At 42.2% G+C, this 22,228-nt stretch carries 19 protein-coding genes; 16 read left to right on the forward strand and 3 right to left on the reverse strand.

All coding sequences use genetic code 11. From position 1 onward, the window contains the following. The first annotated feature begins 467 nt into the window (after positions 1-467). On the forward strand, positions 468-953 hold the full coding sequence (locus tag ACTS60_RS14690; RefSeq protein ID WP_440888837.1) for an acyl-CoA thioesterase: 486 nt from the start codon (positions 468-470) through the stop codon (positions 951-953). A gap of 767 nt (positions 954-1,720) precedes the next feature. Here the strand turns inward: ACTS60_RS14690 and malG are convergent. From malG to malE, 3 genes are all read right to left on the reverse strand, one after another. Beyond that, entirely contained in the window at positions 1,721-2,611 is an 891-nt protein-coding gene (gene malG / locus ACTS60_RS14695; protein ID WP_440888838.1) for a maltose ABC transporter permease MalG, read from the reverse strand. A 12-nt stretch (positions 2,612-2,623) separates the two neighbouring features. After that, positions 2,624-4,198, reverse strand: coding sequence for a maltose ABC transporter permease MalF (gene malF / locus ACTS60_RS14700; RefSeq protein ID WP_440888839.1), 1,575 nt, complete (start codon positions 4,196-4,198; stop codon positions 2,624-2,626). 78 nt (positions 4,199-4,276) lie between these two features. Further along, a complete protein-coding gene (gene malE / locus ACTS60_RS14705; protein ID WP_440888840.1) occupies positions 4,277-5,455 on the reverse strand; it encodes a maltose/maltodextrin ABC transporter substrate-binding protein MalE in 1,179 nt (392 codons plus the stop codon). Positions 5,456-6,123: 668 nt separating this feature from the next. On the opposite strand from malE, the gene malK reads away from it, so the two are divergent. The 15 genes from malK (at position 6,124) to ACTS60_RS14780 (ending at position 21,977) form a co-directional block, all read left to right on the forward strand. Beyond that, positions 6,124-7,242, forward strand: coding sequence for a maltose/maltodextrin ABC transporter ATP-binding protein MalK (gene malK / locus ACTS60_RS14710; RefSeq protein WP_440888841.1), 1,119 nt, complete (start codon positions 6,124-6,126; stop codon positions 7,240-7,242). 419 nt (positions 7,243-7,661) lie between these two features. Next, on the forward strand, positions 7,662-9,062 hold the full coding sequence (locus ACTS60_RS14715; protein WP_440888842.1) for an undecaprenyl-phosphate glucose phosphotransferase: 1,401 nt from the start codon (positions 7,662-7,664) through the stop codon (positions 9,060-9,062). Positions 9,063-9,120: 58 nt separating this feature from the next. Continuing rightward, complete coding sequence (locus ACTS60_RS14720; RefSeq protein ID WP_440888843.1) at positions 9,121-10,260, forward strand: outer membrane beta-barrel protein; 1,140 nt, start codon at positions 9,121-9,123, stop codon at positions 10,258-10,260. A 15-nt stretch (positions 10,261-10,275) separates the two neighbouring features. Then, positions 10,276-10,803 carry a polysaccharide biosynthesis/export family protein gene (locus ACTS60_RS14725; protein ID WP_440888844.1) on the forward strand — a complete coding sequence of 176 codons (528 nt, stop codon included), beginning with the start codon at positions 10,276-10,278 and terminating at the stop codon, positions 10,801-10,803. 15 nt (positions 10,804-10,818) lie between these two features. Continuing rightward, on the forward strand, positions 10,819-13,002 hold the full coding sequence (locus ACTS60_RS14730) for a GumC family protein (protein ID WP_440888845.1): 2,184 nt from the start codon (positions 10,819-10,821) through the stop codon (positions 13,000-13,002). A gap of 20 nt (positions 13,003-13,022) precedes the next feature. Next, positions 13,023-14,069: a glycosyltransferase gene (locus ACTS60_RS14735; protein ID WP_440888846.1), complete on the forward strand. Its 1,047-nt coding sequence runs from the start codon at positions 13,023-13,025 to the stop codon at positions 14,067-14,069. Continuing rightward, a complete protein-coding gene (locus ACTS60_RS14740; protein WP_440888847.1) occupies positions 14,035-15,246 on the forward strand; it encodes an O-antigen ligase family protein in 1,212 nt (403 codons plus the stop codon). The genes ACTS60_RS14735 and ACTS60_RS14740 overlap by 35 nt, the downstream gene beginning before the upstream one ends. Positions 15,247-15,276: 30 nt before the next feature. Next, a complete protein-coding gene (locus tag ACTS60_RS14745) occupies positions 15,277-16,107 on the forward strand; it encodes a putative capsular polysaccharide synthesis family protein (protein ID WP_440888848.1) in 831 nt (276 codons plus the stop codon). After that, a complete protein-coding gene (locus ACTS60_RS14750) occupies positions 16,107-17,138 on the forward strand; it encodes a glycosyltransferase (RefSeq protein ID WP_440888849.1) in 1,032 nt (343 codons plus the stop codon). The genes ACTS60_RS14745 and ACTS60_RS14750 overlap by 1 nt, the downstream gene beginning before the upstream one ends. A gap of 413 nt (positions 17,139-17,551) precedes the next feature. Further along, a complete protein-coding gene (locus ACTS60_RS14755) occupies positions 17,552-18,706 on the forward strand; it encodes a capsular biosynthesis protein (protein ID WP_440888850.1) in 1,155 nt (384 codons plus the stop codon). A 5-nt stretch (positions 18,707-18,711) separates the two neighbouring features. Beyond that, a complete protein-coding gene (locus ACTS60_RS14760; RefSeq protein ID WP_440888851.1) occupies positions 18,712-19,101 on the forward strand; it encodes a VanZ family protein in 390 nt (129 codons plus the stop codon). Between the two features lie 151 nt (positions 19,102-19,252). Continuing rightward, positions 19,253-19,573, forward strand: coding sequence for a N(4)-acetylcytidine aminohydrolase (gene yqfB, locus ACTS60_RS14765; RefSeq protein ID WP_005432046.1), 321 nt, complete (start codon positions 19,253-19,255; stop codon positions 19,571-19,573). Positions 19,574-19,623: 50 nt separating this feature from the next. Further along, positions 19,624-20,211: a TetR/AcrR family transcriptional regulator gene (locus ACTS60_RS14770; RefSeq protein WP_440888852.1), complete on the forward strand. Its 588-nt coding sequence runs from the start codon at positions 19,624-19,626 to the stop codon at positions 20,209-20,211. 102 nt (positions 20,212-20,313) lie between these two features. Further along, on the forward strand, positions 20,314-21,345 hold the full coding sequence (locus ACTS60_RS14775; protein WP_440888853.1) for an NADP-dependent oxidoreductase: 1,032 nt from the start codon (positions 20,314-20,316) through the stop codon (positions 21,343-21,345). A 14-nt stretch (positions 21,346-21,359) separates the two neighbouring features. Continuing rightward, on the forward strand, positions 21,360-21,977 hold the full coding sequence (locus ACTS60_RS14780; protein WP_440888854.1) for a glutathione S-transferase family protein: 618 nt from the start codon (positions 21,360-21,362) through the stop codon (positions 21,975-21,977). Positions 21,978-22,228 lie beyond the last annotated feature (251 nt).

Here is a 22,228-nt window from a genome sequence, read left to right on the forward strand (position 1 = left end):
CTTAGAGAACGAAACAAGAGACTAACCATAAAGTGTTATTTAAAAGCGGGCAAAACCATACGAAATAATTAAACTATATGCAATTGAGCAAACAATCACCAAATAACGCCTAAAGTGAATACTTATTCAAATAGACATTTATGTGATATGCATTCCATAACTACAATTTCTTACACAAGCCTTACAAATAAAGACACGCCAATCTCAAAAGTAAGATAATCAACCAGGCGAATATTCAATTAATTGAATTAGTGTGTTTATTATCAAAAGTGTATTTTTTTAATAAGTGTGACTTATATTTTATCTATCAAATGATAAAACTCGAATTTTGAATGATTTTTAACCAGATTTTGAATTGCTAAATTCAAATAGATAATGTAGTGATGTAAGAAATGTTTTACTGACATATTTAAGAGCTATTGCATTGCTGTTACATTTAAGCTGGATAACTAACAAAGGAATGACAGATGAGCAGCGGTCAAAGAGACATTACCCTTCGTTTTCTTGCTGAGCCAGGAGACGTAAATTTCGGAGGGAAAGTACACGGTGGTGCGGTGATGAAGTGGATCGACTTAGCCGCTTACGCATGCAGCGCAGCTTGGAGTGGTAAATACTGTATAACTGCTTATGCGGGTGGTATCCGTTTCGTTGCACCAATTCATGTTGGTAACTTGGTAGAAGTGAGTGCAAAGGTTATCTATACAGGCCGTAGTTCAATGCATATCGCGATTGATGTACAAGCAAGTGATCCCAAAGAGCTCAAAAATCGCCTGACTACACACTGTATCGTTATCATGGTTGCGGTCGATGAGGATGGAAAACCTACCGATATACCTAAGTGGATTCCTGAATCAGATGAAGATAAAGCTCTAGAGCAGTCAGCAATACGCCTAATGAACATGCGCAAAGAAATTGGCGAGGAGATGGAAGCACACGTCAAATATCTCAAATAGTTTGCTTTACTGTGGAGCGATGACTTACTGGCTTTAATCGCTCCTCAATACTCAAAATTTTGCTCCTCTACCCATCATTTAAACAGTCCTGTCCCCTTCCCTTTGTCATATTTCTTTCACTTTATTTTGCTTAAATCTCTGCACTGTCAGGAAGCTTGAGCGTAAGCCTTGAAAATAATTACAACTCTTAGTGAAACAACACTTACTAATCTTAAAGCCGTCGAATATCAATGGGTAAGGACCATGTATGTTGAAGGGTACAAAGACGAAGAAATAAACCATTACATCCAAACTTGCTTTGGAGGTGATGCTACCTTTGCCGATCTATTTCGCCGCGTTGCATTACAACAAACAAGCTTATATACGTTACTTCAATATGTTGGATGTGCACCATCAAGTCGAGAGTTCTAATTGTCTCTCAACTAGCTAAATGTAAGCGAACCATCTCCTACTATTTATGTGAAGTGCGACGCACGGCGTTCTAACCGTACTGTGTAATCCTTTGCAAAACCGCTAATCTCATCTGACTAAAAAGACGATTTATAGATACAAAAAAGCCCGAGCTAAAACTCAGGCAATGGTTACAAAAACTGTTAGTGATTTTCATAGTAAGGAACAAAGCTAACAGCCAGCTATGCGTAACGCCAATGGCTAATATTACTGATCGGCGGCCAAACCAAGAATGTAATATCAACGCTATGTAAAAGGGCGACCATTGGTCGCCCTATTTTTGTTATTCCGTCTATACTTAGCGACCAAACTAAGTATTAACCTTTCACACCACCTGCTGTTAGACCACCAACAAGCCAGCGCTGTGCAAGTAAGAATACTGCAGTAATTGGCACTGCTGAAAGAACCGCAGCAGCTGCAAAGTCACCCCACAAGTAGTTTTGAGGATATAGGTATTGCTGCATACCAACTGCCAATGTGTAAGAGTCTACATCAGAAAGCAGTAGAGATGCTACCGGAACTTCACCAATCACCATAATGAATGACAGGATGAACACTACCGCTAGGATAGGCACAGACAGCGGTAGAAGTACCAGTCTAAACGCTTGCCAAGGTGTTGCACCGTCCAGTGCAGCGGCCTCTTCCAGAGATGAGTCAATACTCTCAAAGTAGCCTTTGATTGTCCAAACGTGCAGTGCGATACCACCCAAGTAAGCGAAAATCAAACCACCATGCGTATTCAATCCTAGGAACGGAATGTACTGACCTAGCTTGTCAAACAATGCGTACAGAGCTACAAGAGCAAGTACAGCTGGGAACATCTGGAAGATCATCATCGCTTGCAGGATGGTGTTCTTGCCTTTGAACTTCATACGGGCAAATGCATAAGCCGATGTAGTAGACAGTGCCACAATGATGATTGAAGAAATGCCACCAACCTTAACTGAGTTCCACAACCAAGTCATAACCGGGAATGGAGGTGGTGTCACCGTGCCGTCAGCATTAGTAACTGCAATACCTAACGCTAGCTTCCAGTGATCCAGCGTTGGGTTGTCTGGGATCAGGCTACCCGTTGCAAAGTTACCTTCGCGGAATGAGATAGCGATGACCATTAATAAAGGGAAAATAATCAGTGCTAAGAACGCCCACATTGCGGCGTGCGTAGCCCATACACGATACTTTAATGACTTACCTTGTACCATTGCCATTGTAATGTCTCCTTAATCTTGAGCTACTTTAGTTACACGCAGGTTGATAAGTGCTAATGCGCCAACCAACAGGAAGATAAGCGTTGCTACTGCACTTGCCAGACCAAAGTCCTGACCACCCGCACCTTCAAATGCGATACGGTATGTGTAGCTAACCAATAAGTCGGTGTAACCTGCAGGTTCTGAAGTACCGATCATGTTCGGACCACCACCTGTCAACAATGCAATCAGTACAAAGTTGTTGAAGTTAAACGCGAAGCTGGCAATCAGAAGCGGCGTTAATGGCTTGATCATCATTGGCAGCGTGATACGGGTAAAGTTTGAGATAAAGTTAGCGCCATCGATTGCCGAAGCTTCATACAAGTCGTCCGGAATCGCTTTTAGCAGACCCATACACAGAATCATCATGTAAGGGAAACCTAGCCAAGTGTTCACAATTAAGATCATTGCTTTTGCCATGAATGGGTCAGAGAACCACGCAGGGCTGATACCAAACAAGCCTTCAAGCAACATGTTGATCTCACCAAAGCTTTGGTTAAACAAACCTTTGAAGATCAGGATGGAGATAAATGCTGGTACGGCGTATGGCAAGATAAGTAGTAAACGGTAAACGGAGCGGCCTTTCAGCTCTTCCCACTGAACCACACTCGCTAGTACTAGGCCGATAATGAGAGTAAACAATACTGATAGTGCAGAGAATACAATTGTCCAGATGAAGATACTGATGAACGGCTCTTTGATACCATCATCTTTCCATACGCGTTCAAAGTTGTGTGAACCGATCGTTACGATGAAACCTGGTGAAACAGTGTTACCGACAAACTGGCCGTTTTCATCGACTGGCTGGTAGTAACCGACATCCATATTAGGACGTAGAGTCTCTTGAGTACGGTTGTTGTATAGCGTTTCGCCATCATCTTGTAGCGTGTAAAGAGGAACCACAGCCGCAAACTTACGAAGACCGCTCATACGGATGTCATCACCATTTGGCAGGTGTAAATCAACACCACTTAAAGCACTACGGTTTTTAACGATCGTTTTAATTGGTTCTTTGTCGCCCGTTGCTTCTGTGATTGGTGTTAAGTCTAAATCTGTCGCAGAAAAGCCTTGCAGCTCAAAGGTTGGCGTTGCTAAAAGCGCTTCGCCTTTCTCAACCACAATTTGGTAACCCTGCTCATTTTTGTACAGTGTGAATGGGTAACTATCACCACTTTGGAATGTTCTATCGAGCAGTACCGTCTGTGCACGGTCAAATGAAAGCTGGTTTTTCGCACTGTAGTTGGTGAACGCCAAACCTATGGTGTATGCCAAAGGGAAAAGGATGAAAAGGATCATCCCTGCGATACCAGGGTAAATATAACGGTGAGCATAAGTCTTCTTGCTACCGAAAATAAACAACGCTAAACCGGTAAGAATTAGTGTTAGCAATGCAAACGCAATCTCACCGCGAGAATACATTAGAATTGTTGCGTAGCCATTGATGATGCCGACTGTGCCTAATAGTGCCCATTTGATAAACACTTTTTTGCTGCTCGGAAGGTTGGCTTCTGGTGCTGTCATAGCATTTGTACCTTGAACTGACTGCATAGGGAACCTGCTAGCGAATATAGAATAAATATAGAAAAGTAAGGAGGAGTTGCCCCCTCCTTAAAAGGGTATTACAAATTATTTAGTCATTTGTTTTTCTGCATCTGCTAGAGCAGCATCTACAGTTTGACGACCGTCTACAACGTTGATGATAGCGTTCTTAGCAGCACCCCAGAATGCGTTCATTTGTGGGATGTTTGGCATGATTTCGCCGTTCATCGCGTTATCCATTGTTGCAGCGATACGTGTATCTGAATCTAGTTCACGTTGGAAAGAGTTCAACGCTACCGCACCTAATGGTTTATCGTTGTTAACCATACGTAGACCATCGTTAGTCAATAGGTAGTTTTCGATAAACTCTACTGCTAGGTCACGGTTAGGTGATGCAGTGCTGATACCAGCAGTTAGAACACCAACGAATGGCTTAGAAGACTGGCCTTGGAACTTAGGAAGTGTTGTTACGCCGTAGTTGATACCAGATTTCTCGATGTTGCCCCAAGACCATGGACCGTTGATAGTCATCGCTGCAGTACCTTGGTTAAACGCTGACTCAGATACTGAGTAGTCCATATCTGGAGAGATAACTTTGCTATCAACTAAGCCTTTAACGAAGTTCATCGCGTCTTTCACGCCTTCTTTCGCAATACCAGCATCTTTCACATCGTAGCCTTCAGATGTGTATTTAAATGCGTAACCGCCGTCAGCAGCCATTAGTGGCCATGTGAAGTACGGTTCTTTTAGGTTCCACATGATTGCAGACTTGCCGTCTTTCTTAAGTTTTGCGTCTAGCGCTGCAACTTCTTCCCATGTCTTAGGTGGGTTTGGAACAAGGTCTTTGTTATAGATTAGAGATAGAGACTCAACCGCTACTGGGTAGCCGATCAATTTGCCGTCGTAACGTACTGCATCCCATGCAAAATCAACGATGCCTTCTTGGATGTCTTTAGAAGGTTTGATCTCTGCTAGTAGACCAGCTTCTGCGTAACCACCAAAACGGTCGTGAGCCCAGAATACGATATCAGGACCATCACCAGTAGCCGCTGTTTGAGGGAACTTATCTTGAAGGCCGTCTGGGTGAGCCACTGTTACTTTAATACCAGTGTCTTCTTCAAACTTTTTACCAACTTCAGCTAGACCATTGTAGCCTTTGTCGCCGTTGATCCAGATCGTTAGTTGTCCTTCTTCGATGGCAGCATTAGCACCAAAAGAACCCAAAGCAACAAGAGTACCTAGTGCTAGAGCGCTTAATTTTTTCATGTTCGTATCCTTTTTATATTTTTGATGTAGGGCTAGTCCATTGAGGTTCAGCCGTATTTCGACATATATCATCTGAAATATTCCAATATGTCTCATCCTCCTAATCCCTACGCCCTTGTAATTATGACGTATTTTCGTGATCTGAATCGCCAAGGGTTAGCGACCCAAATCACAAAATGAACACTTCTTGTGATCGATTTCACCTTTAGGTCGAGCAATAATGTGATATCCGCCCAACTTGCTCTCTACTCCTCCTTTTCCACTCCTCCCTGCCTACTCCCCCTGCAATTATTTCTATTGGGAGGATGTAGCAGTGAACAGAATCTTAGAAACTGCAGTCATCCAAGAGTGGATGGTAAGAACCCTTTCCCAGCAGTACCTACCCTATAGGTAACAAGATTTGCTGGTTTTGCATTGCCATACGAGTGGAATGTCATTATTGGTGTTGTTTGTGGTAATTATTTCACGGGGGAGACAACACGAATAATGTGGGGGAGAGAAACTCGTACTTGGCCTTGGTGGGTAGCGCTCGTTAAGAGTTTTATATGAGCGCTACCCTGTTTTTCTTACCTCCATTAATAACTTACCGATTCCTACTGTTACTGCTCGCTAGAAAATTCATATAATGATGAGCGGTGAAAAATAAAAATTGATCGAGGACGAGCTACATGGCGAGTGTCACGTTAAAAAATGTTTGTAAAGCGTATGGCGACGTACTGATTTCTAAGAACGTAGACCTAGAGATCAACGAAGGTGAATTCGTTGTTTTCGTTGGTCCATCTGGCTGTGGTAAATCTACCCTTCTACGTTGTATTGCCGGTCTTGAAGACATTACTTCAGGTGATTTGTATATTGGTGACGAGCGCATGAACGACGTAGAACCATCCAAACGAGGTGTTGGTATGGTATTCCAGTCTTACGCTCTTTACCCACACCTAAACTTATATGACAACATGTCATTTGGTCTTAAGCTGGCAAAAGCAGACAAAGCTGAAATTGATAAGCGCGTAGAACACGCAGCTGAAATCCTTCAACTTGGCCACCTACTAGAGCGTCAACCAAAAGCGCTATCAGGTGGTCAACGTCAACGTGTTGCAATTGGTCGTACCTTGGTTTCTCAACCAAACGTATTCCTTCTTGATGAACCACTTTCTAACCTTGATGCTGCATTACGTGTAAACATGCGTGCGCAAATCACCAAACTACAACGCCAACTAGGCTGCACCATGATCTACGTAACGCATGATCAGGTAGAAGCGATGACCATGGCAGACAAGATTGTAGTACTAGATGGTGGTTACGTATCCCAGGTTGGTAAACCTCTAGAGCTATACCACTACCCACAGAACCGTTTTGTAGCTGGCTTTATCGGCTCTCCAAAGATGAACTTCATGAGTGTATTCATTGATGAAGTAGAAGCGGAGCGCGTAAAAGTACAACTATCGAATGGTGTGTCATTCTGGATTCCAGTAGATGGAACCACAGTAAACCGTGGTGACCGCATGTCTCTAGGTGTGCGTCCTGAGCATCTGCTTTCAGCGTCTGAGTCTGATGCAACCATTCACGGTGAAGTAATGATTGTAGAGAAGCTTGGCAACGAAACTCAGGTTTACCTAAACCTTGACGGCGCTGATGCCGACGTCATCTACCGTCAACCGGATACATTACCAGTAGAAACTGGTGATAAGCTTGAAATTGGTATTCCAGCTCATCGCTGCCACCTTTTCCATAGCGATGGCCGTGCATGTAGACGCCTATACAAAGAAAATGGCATCGACGTAGAATAAGAATTCAATCACCTTTGCTTGCTACCAATCCCTCTCACTCGAGAGGGATTTTTTGTTTTCAAACCAATTAACCACAATCACGAACTTCAGCTCTCTACTTTATCGTGAGTTTAAATGAGCCAGAGTAAACCTTAGTTTTTACTACAAAGTCCCTCCTCTACCACTTTTCCCACTCAACTTTCTAAAAGTACTATTTTTTTCTTAACTCAACTGAAATCAGCCCAGAGTGAAATTTCATGCTTATTTCCACTTAACTAAAGAGTGTGAATTCCTACACTATTTTGCGCTATTCAGCTCCGCCATTCTTTGTTGTGGCACTTAATTACAAGCCGAACTAGCCCTTCAAAACCACCCTATAAATCACGGATTTTGAGAAACGACACTCAAGGGCGGTAGCATGCGTAAAAAGGAATTCGCTTATGAAACACAAAGGTTTGATACGCTCTCATGAAATGGAATTCGCCTTTCTATATAGAGTTGCAGACTTATTCGTCATTATTTCTCTTATGGTGATATTTCTCATCACTGGCCCCCAAACTATCGCAAAAGACTCTATCATCCTATCTGGCGTAGCGAGCCTTTCATTTTTGGTTTTAGCAGAAAGCGGAAAACTCTATCGCTCATGGCGTACCAGTTCGTTTAAAGAGCAAGTCTTTATCGTTTGTATCTCATGGTTTGTGAGCTGCGCTTTCTTGTTCATCGTTGTTTATTACTCTCAAACTTACACGCTATTCAATAAATCGCTCATCACCAGCTGGGTTCTATCTACACCAATCTTCTTAATCTCATGGAGAATGATTGTGAGAAGCCTGCTCTCTTACCTACGCAAGCAGGGATACAATACTAGAACCGCGATTATCGTCGGGCAAACACCTCACGGTCTTACACTAGCTCAAGAGCTAAAAAAACATGGCGAGCACGGTGTTGTATTCGATGGATTCTATGATGAACGCACGCCAGATCGACTCCCTAACAGTCCTAACTATCCAATTAAAGGTAACGTAGCCAACGCTCTTGAACGCGCCAAAAACGGTGAGGTTGATTACGTTTATATCGCAATGCCAATGCATGCAAACGAACGCATTACGACTTTCCTAAACCAGTTTTCTGACACAACGGCGAATACCTATCTTATTCCAGATTTTTTCACCTACAACTTACTTCATTCTCGTTGGGATCAAATTGGTGACGTACAAACATTAAGTGTTTTTGATACACCGTTTTCTGGCTTTGCAACGTGGGTGAAACGAGTAGAAGACATAGTGCTGTCGAGCCTCATCTTGCTGCTTATTTCTCCCCTTCTAATCGCTATCGCTATAGGAATAAAACTAACTTCAAAGGGGCCGGTTATTTTTAAGCAAGATAGATACGGATTAGATGGCCGTAAAATAGCCGTTTGGAAATTTCGTTCTATGACCACGATGGAGCAAGGTAACGACGTAAAGCAAGCAACAAAAAACGATCCTAGAATCACCCCGTTTGGAGGGTTCTTACGCCGAACTTCACTTGATGAATTACCACAGTTTATCAATGTACTTCAGGGCACGATGTCTATCGTTGGCCCGCGTCCACATGCAGTTGCACATAACGAAGAGTATCGCCAGATAGTCAATCGATACATGCTCCGTCACAAGGTTAAACCGGGTATTACCGGATGGGCTCAAATCAACGGTTACCGAGGAGAAACGGACACCCTAGATAAAATGGAAAAGCGTGTTGAGTTCGACCTAGATTACATTCACCACTGGTCGGTATGGATGGACATCAAAATCATCTTTATGACTGTCTTCAAAGGGTTCACAGGCTCCAATGCGTATTAAGTCACTTACTCTCGCTACGGCTTTTGTCCTGGTATCTAACAACCTAAAAGGTGAACCGATGTCTTACGCTACGGAATCAGGACTTGAACTGACTCCGAAACTAACGTTGGACTACGAATACAATGACAACATAGCCAGGATAGAGAAGAATCATTCTCCAGCAGTATCGATTTATTCTGCTATTCCAAGTATCGATATCGCCATTGAACGCAATTTATACAAAAGCCTACTGAGCTATAAGTTGAATTCGGGGATCTCTTCCGATGAAAGTAACGACTTCAATGATCATACCGTTAGATGGTTTAACCATTTCGAGTTCAATCATAGAAACCGATTTAATGTGCGATATCAGTATCAACGCAAACATGAGAATCGTGGTGAAGGTTTGACTGAAGGACAAGGGGATACACTTCCCGACCTTATTTATTTTCAAACTCATCAGTTGAACACCAAATATCGATTTGGCGCTAATGGCGCGCGTGGAAACATTGAACTAGGCATAAACTACCTCGATAAGCGCTATATCAACTACCGTGAAAATCTACCATTTTCACTAACTAAAAAAGCGAAATACAACGACTTTCGCTCACCTTCAATGATCGCTGAGTTCTATATGAGAATGGCCGCTGATACTTACTGGTTGATTGGTACCGAGCAAAAGAAAACAACCTACTTAACGCCTAATCCAAACCAAATTTCTCGTGACGGTTTATCTTCCACGTATTTTACAGGTGCGAGTTGGGAAATTTCTGGTAAGACAACGGGGATTGCACGTGTAGGTATGCAAGACAAACACTTTAATTCAACACAGAGACAAGACTTTACCGGCCTAAGTTGGGATATCGGTGCTGAATGGACACCACAAAATCAAACTCTAATCCGCCTATCAACCAAACAAGCAGCAATCAATCCAGATCTATATGGCGACTACAACCTACAAACCCGTATTAATTTGGCAGTTGAACATAACTGGAATAGTTACCTTAAGAGCGAATTCTCAACCTTCTATCTCAACGAAGACTACACCGGAGTCGACAGAGAGGAAGACTCTTACTCGCTAAAGGTCGGCATTGATTACCAGTTTAGGCGCTGGCTTAGCGTTAGTGCCAAATGGCAATTCTTAGAAAAAGAGTCTAACTGGGCTGGTTATAGTTATGACCAAAATCTGTGGTCTCTCGCTTTTTACCTTTCTCTGTAGCAAGGATAGAACAACATGTTCAGAACTATTTTTATCTTATTTTTGAGTTGCATGCTCAGCACCGCCTTTGCCGAGCCTATCGAACAAAATTATGTGCTTGATACGGGAGACAGTATTTCGATCCAAGTCTACGGTGAACAAGACCTTTCTATCGAACGCATTCTGATTACGTCTGATGGCTACTTCGACTACCCCTATTTAGGTCGTATTAAAGCTATTCAAAAGACACCAAAACAACTAAAGGAAGAGCTCGAAACTGGTCTCAAGGGAGACTATCTGATTAATCCCAAAGTGATGGTTACGATCACCAGTTTTCGACTATTTTTTGTCAACGGCGAGGTACGAAAACCAGGCGGTTTTGCCTATCAGCCAGGATTAACCATCGAGAAAGCCATCGCACTCGCTGGAGGGCTAACCGATCGGGCCTCAAGAACACAAATTCACCTTACGCAGCACTCTACTGGTAAAACAATAGAGAAGGCAAAGATGCAAAGAGCAGTTGAGCCCGGTGATATTTTGTTTATCGATCAAAGCTTTTTCTAACACGCAGGCACCACAATGAATGGAACTCACATGACAAGCCCTCAATCAAATACTGCTGAACTCATTCGCTTTAGCCTGCATTGGCAAACACTAAAAAAGCACTGGTTCAGTATTGCATTATTTACACTGATCTTTTCTTTAGCCTGCACATGGCACATCTACTCAAAAAAGTCGGTTTATCAATCGACCGCTACTCTACTCATACAAGAACAGCAGAAAAGTGCTCTCTCCATTGAAGAGGTCTATGGCGTAGATACCACCCAGAAAGAATACTTTCAAACTCAAATCGTGATACTGAAATCTAATCATATTGCGGAGAAAATTATCAACGAGTTTGAACTTACTCGTCATCCCGAGTTTACTGGCACCAGCAAAGTCAAAAAGCTGTTCAATGAACTTAAGTCGATCCCATTTGTTCAGCAGGCCTTGAATGTATCACCAAATCCAAAAGAAACATCGCAGTATTCAAACTCTTTTTACCAGGCACTTCATTCATATAAACGCAAACTAGATATTGAACCAATACGAAATACACAGCTCGTAAAAATACACTTTCGCTCAACTGATCCACAGCTAGCGACCGATATCGCTAACGCAATCGGGCAGGCCTATATCGACTCAAATTTCGAAGCCAAGCTTGTTGTGACTCAAAATGCCGCGTCATGGCTGACAAACAACGCGAATAAGCTAGAAGAGCGCTTGCGTTCATCAGAAATAGCATTACAAAACTACCTTCTTCAAGAAGGACTTATAGATATCAACGGTATCGATGATATCTATGCTAATGGACTAGAAGAGCTCAATAAGAAACTAAACGTTGCTGTGAATAAGCGAATCGAAGCCCAAACGCTCATTGAGCTATTGCAGAGTAAATCATCACAAAACCTGGATAGCCTGTTATCCATAAATGAATTTGCAAACCACGCACAAATCAGAGATTTAAAACACTCAGAGGCTCAAGTTCAGAAAGCATTGTCCGAGCTTTCACAGCGATACGGGCCAAAGCACGACAAAATGATTCAAGCGACAGCACAACTTAAATCCATTCAAAGCCGCGTGCGTCAGTTGATTAAAGAACTGTCCATGAGTAAGCAGCAAGACTTATTGGCAGCAAAGGCACAGGAAAACCTCCTGCGAACAGAGCTAAATAACAAAAAGTCTGATTTCCAATCCCTTGGGAAGCAAAAAGCAAAATACGACCAACTCAAAAGAGAAGTCGAAACTAACAAAAACCTGTATGAAACGTTCTTGAGCCGCCAAAAAGAGACAACCGCAACCAGCGATTATAAGAATGTGACCGCTCGATTTACTGATCAAGCGATCACCCCTCTGCTACCAGTTGCGCCAAAGCGCATCAAATTGGTGGCAATAGCATCAACATTTGGATTCATCATTGCCTGTGTGTTAGCTCTTATCATCGAAACATTGAGAAATGTAGTAAGAACCCCGCTTGAAGTAGAAGAAAAACTAGGGGTGATTTGCTTAGGTTCAATACCTAAAGTCAAACAGTTTAAATTGCGTAAAAATGGTATTAATCACCGCGTATATAACCATGAAAAAGAAACGCTGTTCAGGGAAGCCTGTCGCTCTATTCGCACATCATTACTACTTAAATTGGTGAATAAGAAACAGCAGGTCATCCCTTTCACATCTGCCATTCCAAAAGAAGGAAAAACATCGACCGCCATTAGCATGGCAACGTCACTTTCATCGATGGAGAAGGTCATCATCATTGATTGTGACCTAAGAAGACCTTCGATAGCTAAACGCTTTGAACTACAAGAAGATAGCGTGGGCTTAACGCACCACCTAACCATGGGGGTCCCATTATCAGACTGTATATATCATATAGAAGATACCGAACTAGATGTATTACCTGCAGGGCTCCATTCACCAAACCCACAAGAACTACTCTCTTCATCTCAGTTTCAGACTCTGATAGAGCAGCTCTCTACTCAATATGATCGAATCATCATTGATACTCCGCCACTTCTGTCTGTCTCGGACGCGCTCATTATTGGCAAAATCGCAAACGGCTTGGTTACTGTTATTCGCTACGAATCAACCAAAGTTTCACTCGTTAAACTCGCCCTTTCAAAACAGTTTAGCCACTCAATCCCTATATTGGGCTCGTTAATTACTCAGGCTCAATTCGAAGTTGGTGAAGCGCAATATATAAAACGATACGCATACCAGTAATTACATAAGGGAGAGTTTAAGTGAAAATTTTGCATATTATTAATGACTTATCAAAAAATGGTGGCGCTCAAAGATTCCTAATCGACCTCGTATCGCACTACGAGCCGCATTTGAAGATTAAGGTTCTCATCCTATCAGATGAAAATGAGTACCAGGCTGAGCTAGAGGAATGTGGCGTCGAATGTCTGAGTTGGAAATCCCTTACTTTAGCGCAAAGGTGGAAGCTGCTGCGTTGGCCTGACCTAGTTCATGGCCACTTGTACCCTTCGATCTATCTAGCCCTCCTTGCGATTGGCAAAAAAAGGTTACAAACCGAGCACAACACGACAAATCGCAGAAGAGACTACCCGATGCTCAAGTTTATGGAATATTGGCTATATAAAAGTTTCGACATGACGATTTGTATTACGGGTCGAGTTCAAGAAGAGCTCATTAGGTTCATGCCAAAATACCAAAGCAAGTATAGCGTCGTTTACAACGGTGTTGAATTAAGCAAGTTTACGATGCAACCAAAAACAAGACACTCTTTTGCTAATGATAAAGTGTTCAAAATAGGCATGGCTGGCCGTCTACATAACCATAAAGACCATGAGTCTTTATTACGTGCAATTCAATCTTTGCCGCAGAATTATGAGCTCCATTTGGCTGGTGGAGGCCCCAAGCAAGAAGAGTTGCAAGCACTTGCTACATCGTTAGGAATAGAGCAACGAGTACACTGGTATGGTGTTATCTCTGATATACCGAATTTTTTAAATAGTTTGGACGTCTACGTCCAGTCGTCTTTGGTTGAGGGGTTTGGCCTAGCCTCTGTGGAAGCTATGGCGAGTGGTTTGCCCGTATTGGGTTCCGATGTCCCTGGTTTAGATGAAGTAATTGGCCATCCTAACTACCTTTTCCCTACGGGATCACCCATTGAACTTGCAAATAAAATTCTGACTATTACTGGTGATATTAACGCGTACAACAAAGCATGTTGTTACTCCGTAGAACGTGCCAGCCTATATACTATCGATAAGTTTCGGGAGGGATATTATGCAGCCTACGCTCAACTATGTCCCGAGAAGTAAGTCATATAGTTATTTAGCTGCTTTGATCCTTGCTCTATTTTTTATCCCAATAAAAGTATCGATATTTGGCATAAAACTGGCGCTTTCCGATCTCGCTAGCCTCGCATCACTTAGTCTGTCTTTACTTATCATTCTTGAAGGGAAAGCCACACGACTATATCACCCATGCTTTGGCTTTCTACTCTGCTTCATTGCCTATATCGGGCTTAATGGTTTATTAAACCAAGTGCCTACCAAATTCATAATAACTGAAGCAACTCAATGGCTAGCAATCCTAAGCTTGTTAAGCGTCCTCTATGCTTACAAGCTCTTTGAAGACAAACGCACCATCATTTGCTTGATTCAATGGCTGTTTTTGATTTGCTCCTTTGTCGCAACATGGCACTTCATACAAGGATACCAATCTGGCTTTAAGTTACTTGGGACCAGTAAGTATGCGTTTGGTGCTCTCTGTGCCCTGCTTTACATCTATCGCAGCCATGTGTCTTGGTTCAAACTTATGATGCTATGTGCCTTTGCTATGCTGATTCTTTCCCAGGAAAGAAAGGCACTACTCGCATTTTTCTGCATGGTCGCTTTTGATCAAGTGATATTAAAAAAAGAGCAAAATAAACGCTCAAGCAACTTGCACTTTGTTTTACTTATATCAACCTTACTTTTGATCGCCTTAACCTTCTGGTCTTCTGTCTTCTACTTCGGTTCAGAGCAGTTATCAGAACTACTAGAAATTACTCGAGAAGACATCGTTTTTGCTAATCAAAGTGAGGCCCGCTGGGTATCTAACTTACATAGAAAGCTTTTGTTAGTTAATGGCACTGACATTTTAATGAATAATATTATGCTTGGCGTCGGTGCAAAAATGTTACCTTCTTATATGATCAATTACTTTACCTACGATCAACTCGCCATTTATACGCATAACTTTATACTCGACACTTCTATTGAGTATGGCGTAGTGGGTATTGCTATCCTATTTGGTGGCTATTTGTCTTTCATATTAAAAGGGATAAAAACCTTAGATAAAAATAGGTCAACGGTACTGCTTTCTATCTACTCTTTAATCATGGTCTTTTTTGTTGCTGTTAATACAACCATCATTTTACTGCTTTTAATACCAGTCGCAATGAGCCACCACTCACATACATTTCAAACCAAACTCACTGTAATCTCTGAATAATATTACCATTTAGAAATCAAGGAAGAATTAATGAAGTATTCTATTCGTCGACAATTAGACAAAAATAAATATCTTAGTGAAGATAATTTTGTACTTGTTTACCAAATGGGCAAGGTTGGGTCGTCTTCGATCGAGCACTCATTAAACCTCAATAATATCCCTAGTTATCATATCCATACATTTGATGATCATGAAGAGTTTCACATGTATCACAACACCCATGATGTCAAAAAATTTTTTGAGCCAACTAAGCGACTTGCTTACCGTTTGGTGCTAAAACACCGCAAGCACCTGCTTCAAAAAAGAGAAAGCTTAAAAATAATCACATTGGTTAGAGACCCTGTTGCCACGGTATTGTCACGTTTCTTTCAAGACTTACATATACAATTTATCGAAGGAAAAAAGAACGAATCTATCCATAATGATATGAATGCAACTTATCTTCATCTCGAATATTGCTTTGATAATCACATTAATAAAAGCTACTTTTCAAATTGGTTTGATAATGAGTTAAATAGAAATTTCAATATAGACATATTCAAACAAGAGACTGACAAATCACAGCCATCCTTCCGATTTAGTAACAACAATCGAGATGTTCTATTAGTAAAATGTGAATCTCTATCAAAATTAGACAGTGAATTATCTAACTTTCTCCAGATAGACGACTTTAAATTAACAAATAGTAATGAAGCCAAAAATAAATGGTATTCAAATATATATTCAGATTTTAAGAAAAGGTACGACTTCTCAAAGTTATTTTATATGTACGATCTTCCTCTATATCGCCATCTCTACTCCGATCAGGAAATAGAACAGTTTAAGAGTAAGTGGTTAACGGCGATGGAAGGTACCCGATAATGAAAAAGATTCTCCACATAACAGAAGCATTTGGCGGCGGTGTACAAACCGCACTTTATAGTTATCTTCAATCTTCTCGAGCTGAGCCATACCAACACTTTCTCTTTGCCCGTGCTCGCCAAGAAGATATGACTAGAGAAAGTGGTGAAGATGAATTTCATCACGTTCAATGGAGTCAAGGTAATGTCCTCCAGTTTATGTTGAATGCAAATAGGTTTATCGAGCAAGTTCAGCCCGACATTGTTCATTTACACTCAAGCAAGGCAGGATTTCTTGGTCGCTTCCTCCGCTTCGGCAAAGCACAACTTGTCTATACACCACACTGCTACTCATTCGAACGTAAAGACATAACTCCTCTTGAAAGAGCTGTTTATCGGACTCTAGAAAAACTTTTGATTCAGCGTATAGATATTGTCGCTGGTTGCAGTCAGCGTGAATGTGATTTGGCATTGCAGTTAGGGGCTAAAAAGTCAGAGCTATTAAACAACTTTGTGACGTATACTGATATCGCTAGCCCCCCTTCTATCGATACTGATACCATCAAAATCACAATACTTGGTCGTGTAGCGCCCCAAAAAGACCCTCAATTTCTGATTGATACTCTTACAGAGCTAAAGCATCTACCGATAGCTAGGAAGTACACGGTAAATTGGATTGGCGGAGGTGACTCTGAACTTGAAATAGCGTTAAAAAACTGCGGTATAAACGTCTCAGGAATGCTACCTCGAGACGAAGTAATGACTCGCCTGAAAGAATCCGACTTGTATTTACACACAGCAGCGTGGGAAGGCATGCCATTAACGATCCTTGAAGCATCCAAACTGCACGTCCCAATGGTAATCCGTTCTATCGGGGCAACCGAAAACCTCAACTACCCATTTTTGGCAAAAACGCCCAACGAAATGGCTAAGCAGATCGCTCACTGCATAAATCATTATCACGACATAGATTTCGAGTGTTTTTCACAAGAACTCAACCACACTTTCAGTGAAAATAACCAGCGCCTCGCGCTCGTTAATATTTATGGTTAGGGTCTGTTGACCTTGCGAGCTGATTTTTGCAGCGAATTGTTGGGGATTTATACAAGGCAGAGACTTTGATGTGTAGCTAGCCTACATGAGAAGTCGATAACGAAGTAGAAATAACCAACAAATGCTGCCCAGAGGGTTCGACTAAAATCGTTTCATGCTTTGTTAAGGAGTATTTGCTTAGAATGACTAGGCTACACACTCCTTGCCTCGCTTAAAACGATTTTATCTCGAACAAAACTTAACCACGAAAGATCAACAGACCCTAGTAATGCAAATTAGAGCCTTTAATTATCTAAAAGAATATAGCCGCTACAAAGATAAGTTATTCAGCTCACTCGTAATTGCTGGTGCGTTGAGAGTGGTTAGCTCGGCTTGCGCCATTTCACTAACCATTTTGGTGGCGCATATTTCAAATGCTCAAACCACAGGTGAATTTTTCCTTATGTTCAACCTGTTGTTTTTTTTTATCTATCGTTGGTCAGCTCGGATATGACCATGCCTTACTGAAAACGAATGCAATTGCTCATAGTAACCAACACAGAACACAGCAATGTAAAAACCTTCAGGTTGCCCTGCAAAATAGCCTGCTCTTCTGTTTACTGCTTTGTGGCTTGGCATTCATGGCTTTTCGATTGTTTATGTCGCAAACAACGATACCAGAATCGACCTTTATAATGATGCTTTTCGGTGTACCACTGGTCGCTTTCAGCCAGCTTATTAGTCGCGCCTTGCAGGCACAGAACAAGCTGTTTTCATCGTTATTTTCATTTCAACTTGGAATTAACAGCTTAATAGTATTGGTGCTAATCAGCATACCGCTAAAAAGACCATTAAGTAGCGATGAGCTTATGGGAGTTCTGCTAACAGTAATTGCGGTAGTGGCGATGCTCTCTGCCATTTTGGGAATTAAATCCGGCGCTCTTACTTCAATAAAGCCAGCACGCAACAAGGCATTAACCAAATCAGCTCACGAAATATGGCTAGGAAATATTGTTTTGCAATCCGCACAATGGCTGAGCCTACCGATTGCTGCGCTGTTAATTACATCAAGTGAACTGGGTTTACTCGCAACAGCTCAAAGAACATCACTTGTTGTCGGTTTTATACTTGTCACAATTAACTTTGTATTTTCACCTAAATTTGCTTCTTATTATCAACAAAAAGAGCTCAACAAACTCAAAAGGTTGAGTCATCTATCCTGCCGATTAAGTCTGATGGTATCGGCATTTCCTTTAATAGTCTTACTACTCTATTCCGAATACATCATGAGGTTGTTTGGTGATGAGTTTGCCTCAGCAGCATCGCTATTAAAAATACTCGCGCTTGGGCAAATGGTTAATGCAGCAACGGGGTCAACAGGCTGCCTCTTACTAATGACAGGGTTTGAGGAAACAGTAAGAAAAATCTCCTTTACTTCATCATTTATTCTCATCGTTTTGCTGGTTGTCTTCACTTATCTTTTTGGCGTTCTCGGCTCAGCCTGGGCAATAACTATCAGTACGACACTGCAAAATCTCATGTTCCTTTACTACGTCAAAGTCAGGCTAGGATTTTCACCTATAGGCTAACAACCATGCACTTCACGCTTTCACGAATCATTTTTATCATTGTCATTCTCATCGCCTTGTCTCTCACCACATGGAAGAGCTCAAGCTTTTATCATCCAGAATACCTTTACTTCGAGAATTTTTTTGGAGGCTCCATTACATTTCATGCCCTGTTTAGCTTCCTAATTGGACTCACATCCGTATTCAGCTTTCCAACTCTCACTCGTACGACAGGCCATGACCTTTTTGGGATTCGACTCCTAATCCTTTTACTGCTTATTGTCTCCCTAGAGGAGTTCAGCCAACTATCTATTGCAACTCGCTCTTTTAGTTTTGACGACCTTAGCACCAACTGGATAGGTACTATCTTTGGCTATTTCTGTGCCAAATTTATAAAACTCGTGGCTAATCAGTAGCTTTTTCGACCCACTCTGCACTCTAAAACGACAAACTATACGCCTCGAAATAGCAACTCAACATAGGCGTCTTTGGTGAGTACTTTTTTGGATATTTTTCTTAAAGGGCGAGATATACTCTTGCCCTATTAGATTAATATGAGCATCGGTTATGTCTTCACATCCAACTAAAATCACCTTCTTTGAGTTCCTAACGCCACTTATCACTGCAGGTAAAAAGACGATCACGATTCGTGATGAATCAGAAAGCCACTACGTGCCAAATACCGAAGTGGAAGTATTTACCCTAGAAACAGACCGCAAAGTATGTGACATCAAAATCCTATCAGTGGCACCACTGAAGTTTGATGACATCAATGAGTTCCACGCAGAACAAGAAGCGATTGAACTGCCAAAACTGAAAGAGCTTATCCGCGAGATCTACCCGAACATCGATGAGCTGTATGTCATCGAATACGAACTGATCAAGTAAGACCCACAAAAATCTAGACGACTGGTCTAATCGCTTTTATAGTATTAGTCATGAATGCAAAAACGAACGATACACGCCAACACATTCTTGATGTCGGCTACCAATTGGTAGTGACCAAAGGATTTACCAGTGTTGGACTCTCTGAACTTTTAAAGGTAGCAGATGTGCCGAAAGGCTCTTTCTACCATTACTTTAAGTCAAAAGAGCAATTTGGTGAGGCGTTGATTGAAGATTACTTCGCACGCTACCTTAAGATGATCACTGTCCACTTTACCGAGAGTGAAGGCTCTGGTTGCGAGCGTCTATTGAGCTACTTCGAGCGCTGGATGGCAATTGAAAATGGCCAATGTAATGCCAACAAATGCTTGGTGGTGAAGTTGAGTGCCGAAGTCTCTGATCTTTCAGAAGCGATGCGTGCAAAACTGGCTTCTGGTGCCACGCAAGTGGTGCAAGCCATCGAAAATTGTGTCCAAGTAGGCATTGAAGACGGCTCTATCCAAGTTGAGTCAGCAGAACAGACTGCCCACTTGATTTACCACCAGTGGATTGGCGCTAGTTTACTCAACAAACTGTATCAAGATCGTTCCGGTTTAATGCGCAGCCTTGAGAGCACTAAGAGTATGCTAAAAGGCAAATAACGAACCACACTTAATCCGCCTTATCTTTACCCAAAAAGTACGGCGGATTTTTTAGGAAACAAAACTAGACGACTGGTCTAATAATTAATATAGGAACTTACCATGACCCAAACGCTTAACCGTCAAATCGTATTGGCTAACCGTCCAAAAGGTTCGCCAGTCCCAGAGAACTTCCGTTTAGAACAAACTGCCATCCCTACTCCAAGTGATGGTGAAGTGCTTCTGCGCAGCGTATACCTATCTCTCGACCCATATATGCGCGGTCGAATGAATGAAGGCAAATCCTACGCAGATCCTGTAGAGCTAAACGACGTGATGGTTGGCGGGACCGTTTGTCAGGTCGTGGAATCGAAGAACTCTGACTTCCAAGCAGGCGAATGGGTGGTAGCTTACACAGGCTGGCAAGATTACGCGCTATCTAACGGCGAAGGTCTGTTTAAATTAGGCAGCGAGCCGACGCATCCGTCTTATGCCCTTGGTGTACTTGGTATGCCAGGCTTTACCGCTTATGTGGGTTTATTGGAAATTGGTCAGCCTAAAGCTGGCGATACCCTAGTTGTCGCAGCTGCAACCGGTGCGGTTGGTTCTATGGTTGGTCAAATCGGTAAGCTAAAAGGTTGTCGTGTGATCGGTGTCGCGGGCGGTGCGGAGAAGTGCCAGTACGCCAAAGAAACACTCGGTTTCGATGAATGTCTTGATCACACCGCTGAAGACTTTGGAGAGCAACTAGCAGCAACATGTGACAAAGGCATCGATGTCTACTTCGAAAACGTAGGCGGAAAAGTCTTTGATGCCGTATTACCTCTGCTTAACGTCGGTGCTCGCGTGCCACTTTGTGGTTTGATTTCTCAATACAACGCGACAGCGTTACCAGAAGGTCCAGATCGTATGTCGATGCTGATGGGTAACATTCTGGTCAAACGCATCAAGATGCAAGGCTTCATCATTTTTGACCACTACGAGCAAAGCTACACAAACTTCGTCAAAGATGTAAGCCAATGGCTAGCAGAAGGCAAAATCCACTATCGTGAACATTTAGTGGAAGGCTTGGAAAACGCGCCTGAGGCTTTCATCGGTCTTCTGCAAGGCAAAAACTTCGGCAAGCTTGTTATTCAAACGAATCAACCTGTATAAGAAAGGATTCTTCTATGATTAAACTGCATCATTTAAATCAGTCTCGCTCAAAACGCATCATTTGGTTATTAGAAGAACTAGGTGTAGATTACGAGATCGTGCCCTACCTTCGTGACAGCGTCACCTTTCTTGCGCCACCTGAGCTAAAAAGCATTCATCCACTCGGCAAGTCACCTGTATTGGAAGATGGCGAGGAGATCGTTACAGAGTCGGGTGCAATCACTGAATACTTAATTGAGAAGTACGCGGACGGGCGTTTTGCACCAGAACGTGGCAGCAAAGCTTACACGCAATACATTCAATGGATGCACTTTGCAGAGAGCTCAGCCATGGTTCCATTGCTTCTCAAAATGTTTGTCGCTAAAGATGGCGCGCAAACGAATTTCCTAGCGGACTATGCAGATGCGGAAACCATGAAAGTCATGGGTTACGTTGATCAAAGCTTAGAGGGGAAAAGCTACTTTGTTGAAGAACGCCTAACCGGTGCTGATTTCATGATGTCGTTTGTCGTTGATGTCCTGAACAAGTTTGGTGTTATTGAGCGTTTCCCTAACATTCAACGCTATGGCGCACAGCTTGCGACTCATACTGCGTTCCACAAAGCAGAAGAGCTTGAAGTAACATTTGGTTAACCTTTAACTTCCCGCTTAGTTTTCTTCTTATTCATCCAAAAACGGGAAACAAGCGGGAACATCAAAGATTAGGGTCTGTTGACCTTTTGCGGTTAAATTTTGTTCGAGATAAAAGCGTTTTAATCGCGGCGAGAGGTTTGTAGCCTAGTTATTCTAAGCAAAATCCTCTCAACAAAGAGTAAAACGCTTTTAGCCGAACCCTTTGGGCAGCGTTTGTGGCTCCTTTCTACTGCGTTATCGGCTTATCAGGT

Source organism: Vibrio sp. WZ-1, assembly GCF_052037695.1.
In the GTDB taxonomy this organism is placed as follows: domain Bacteria; phylum Pseudomonadota; class Gammaproteobacteria; order Enterobacterales; family Vibrionaceae; genus Vibrio.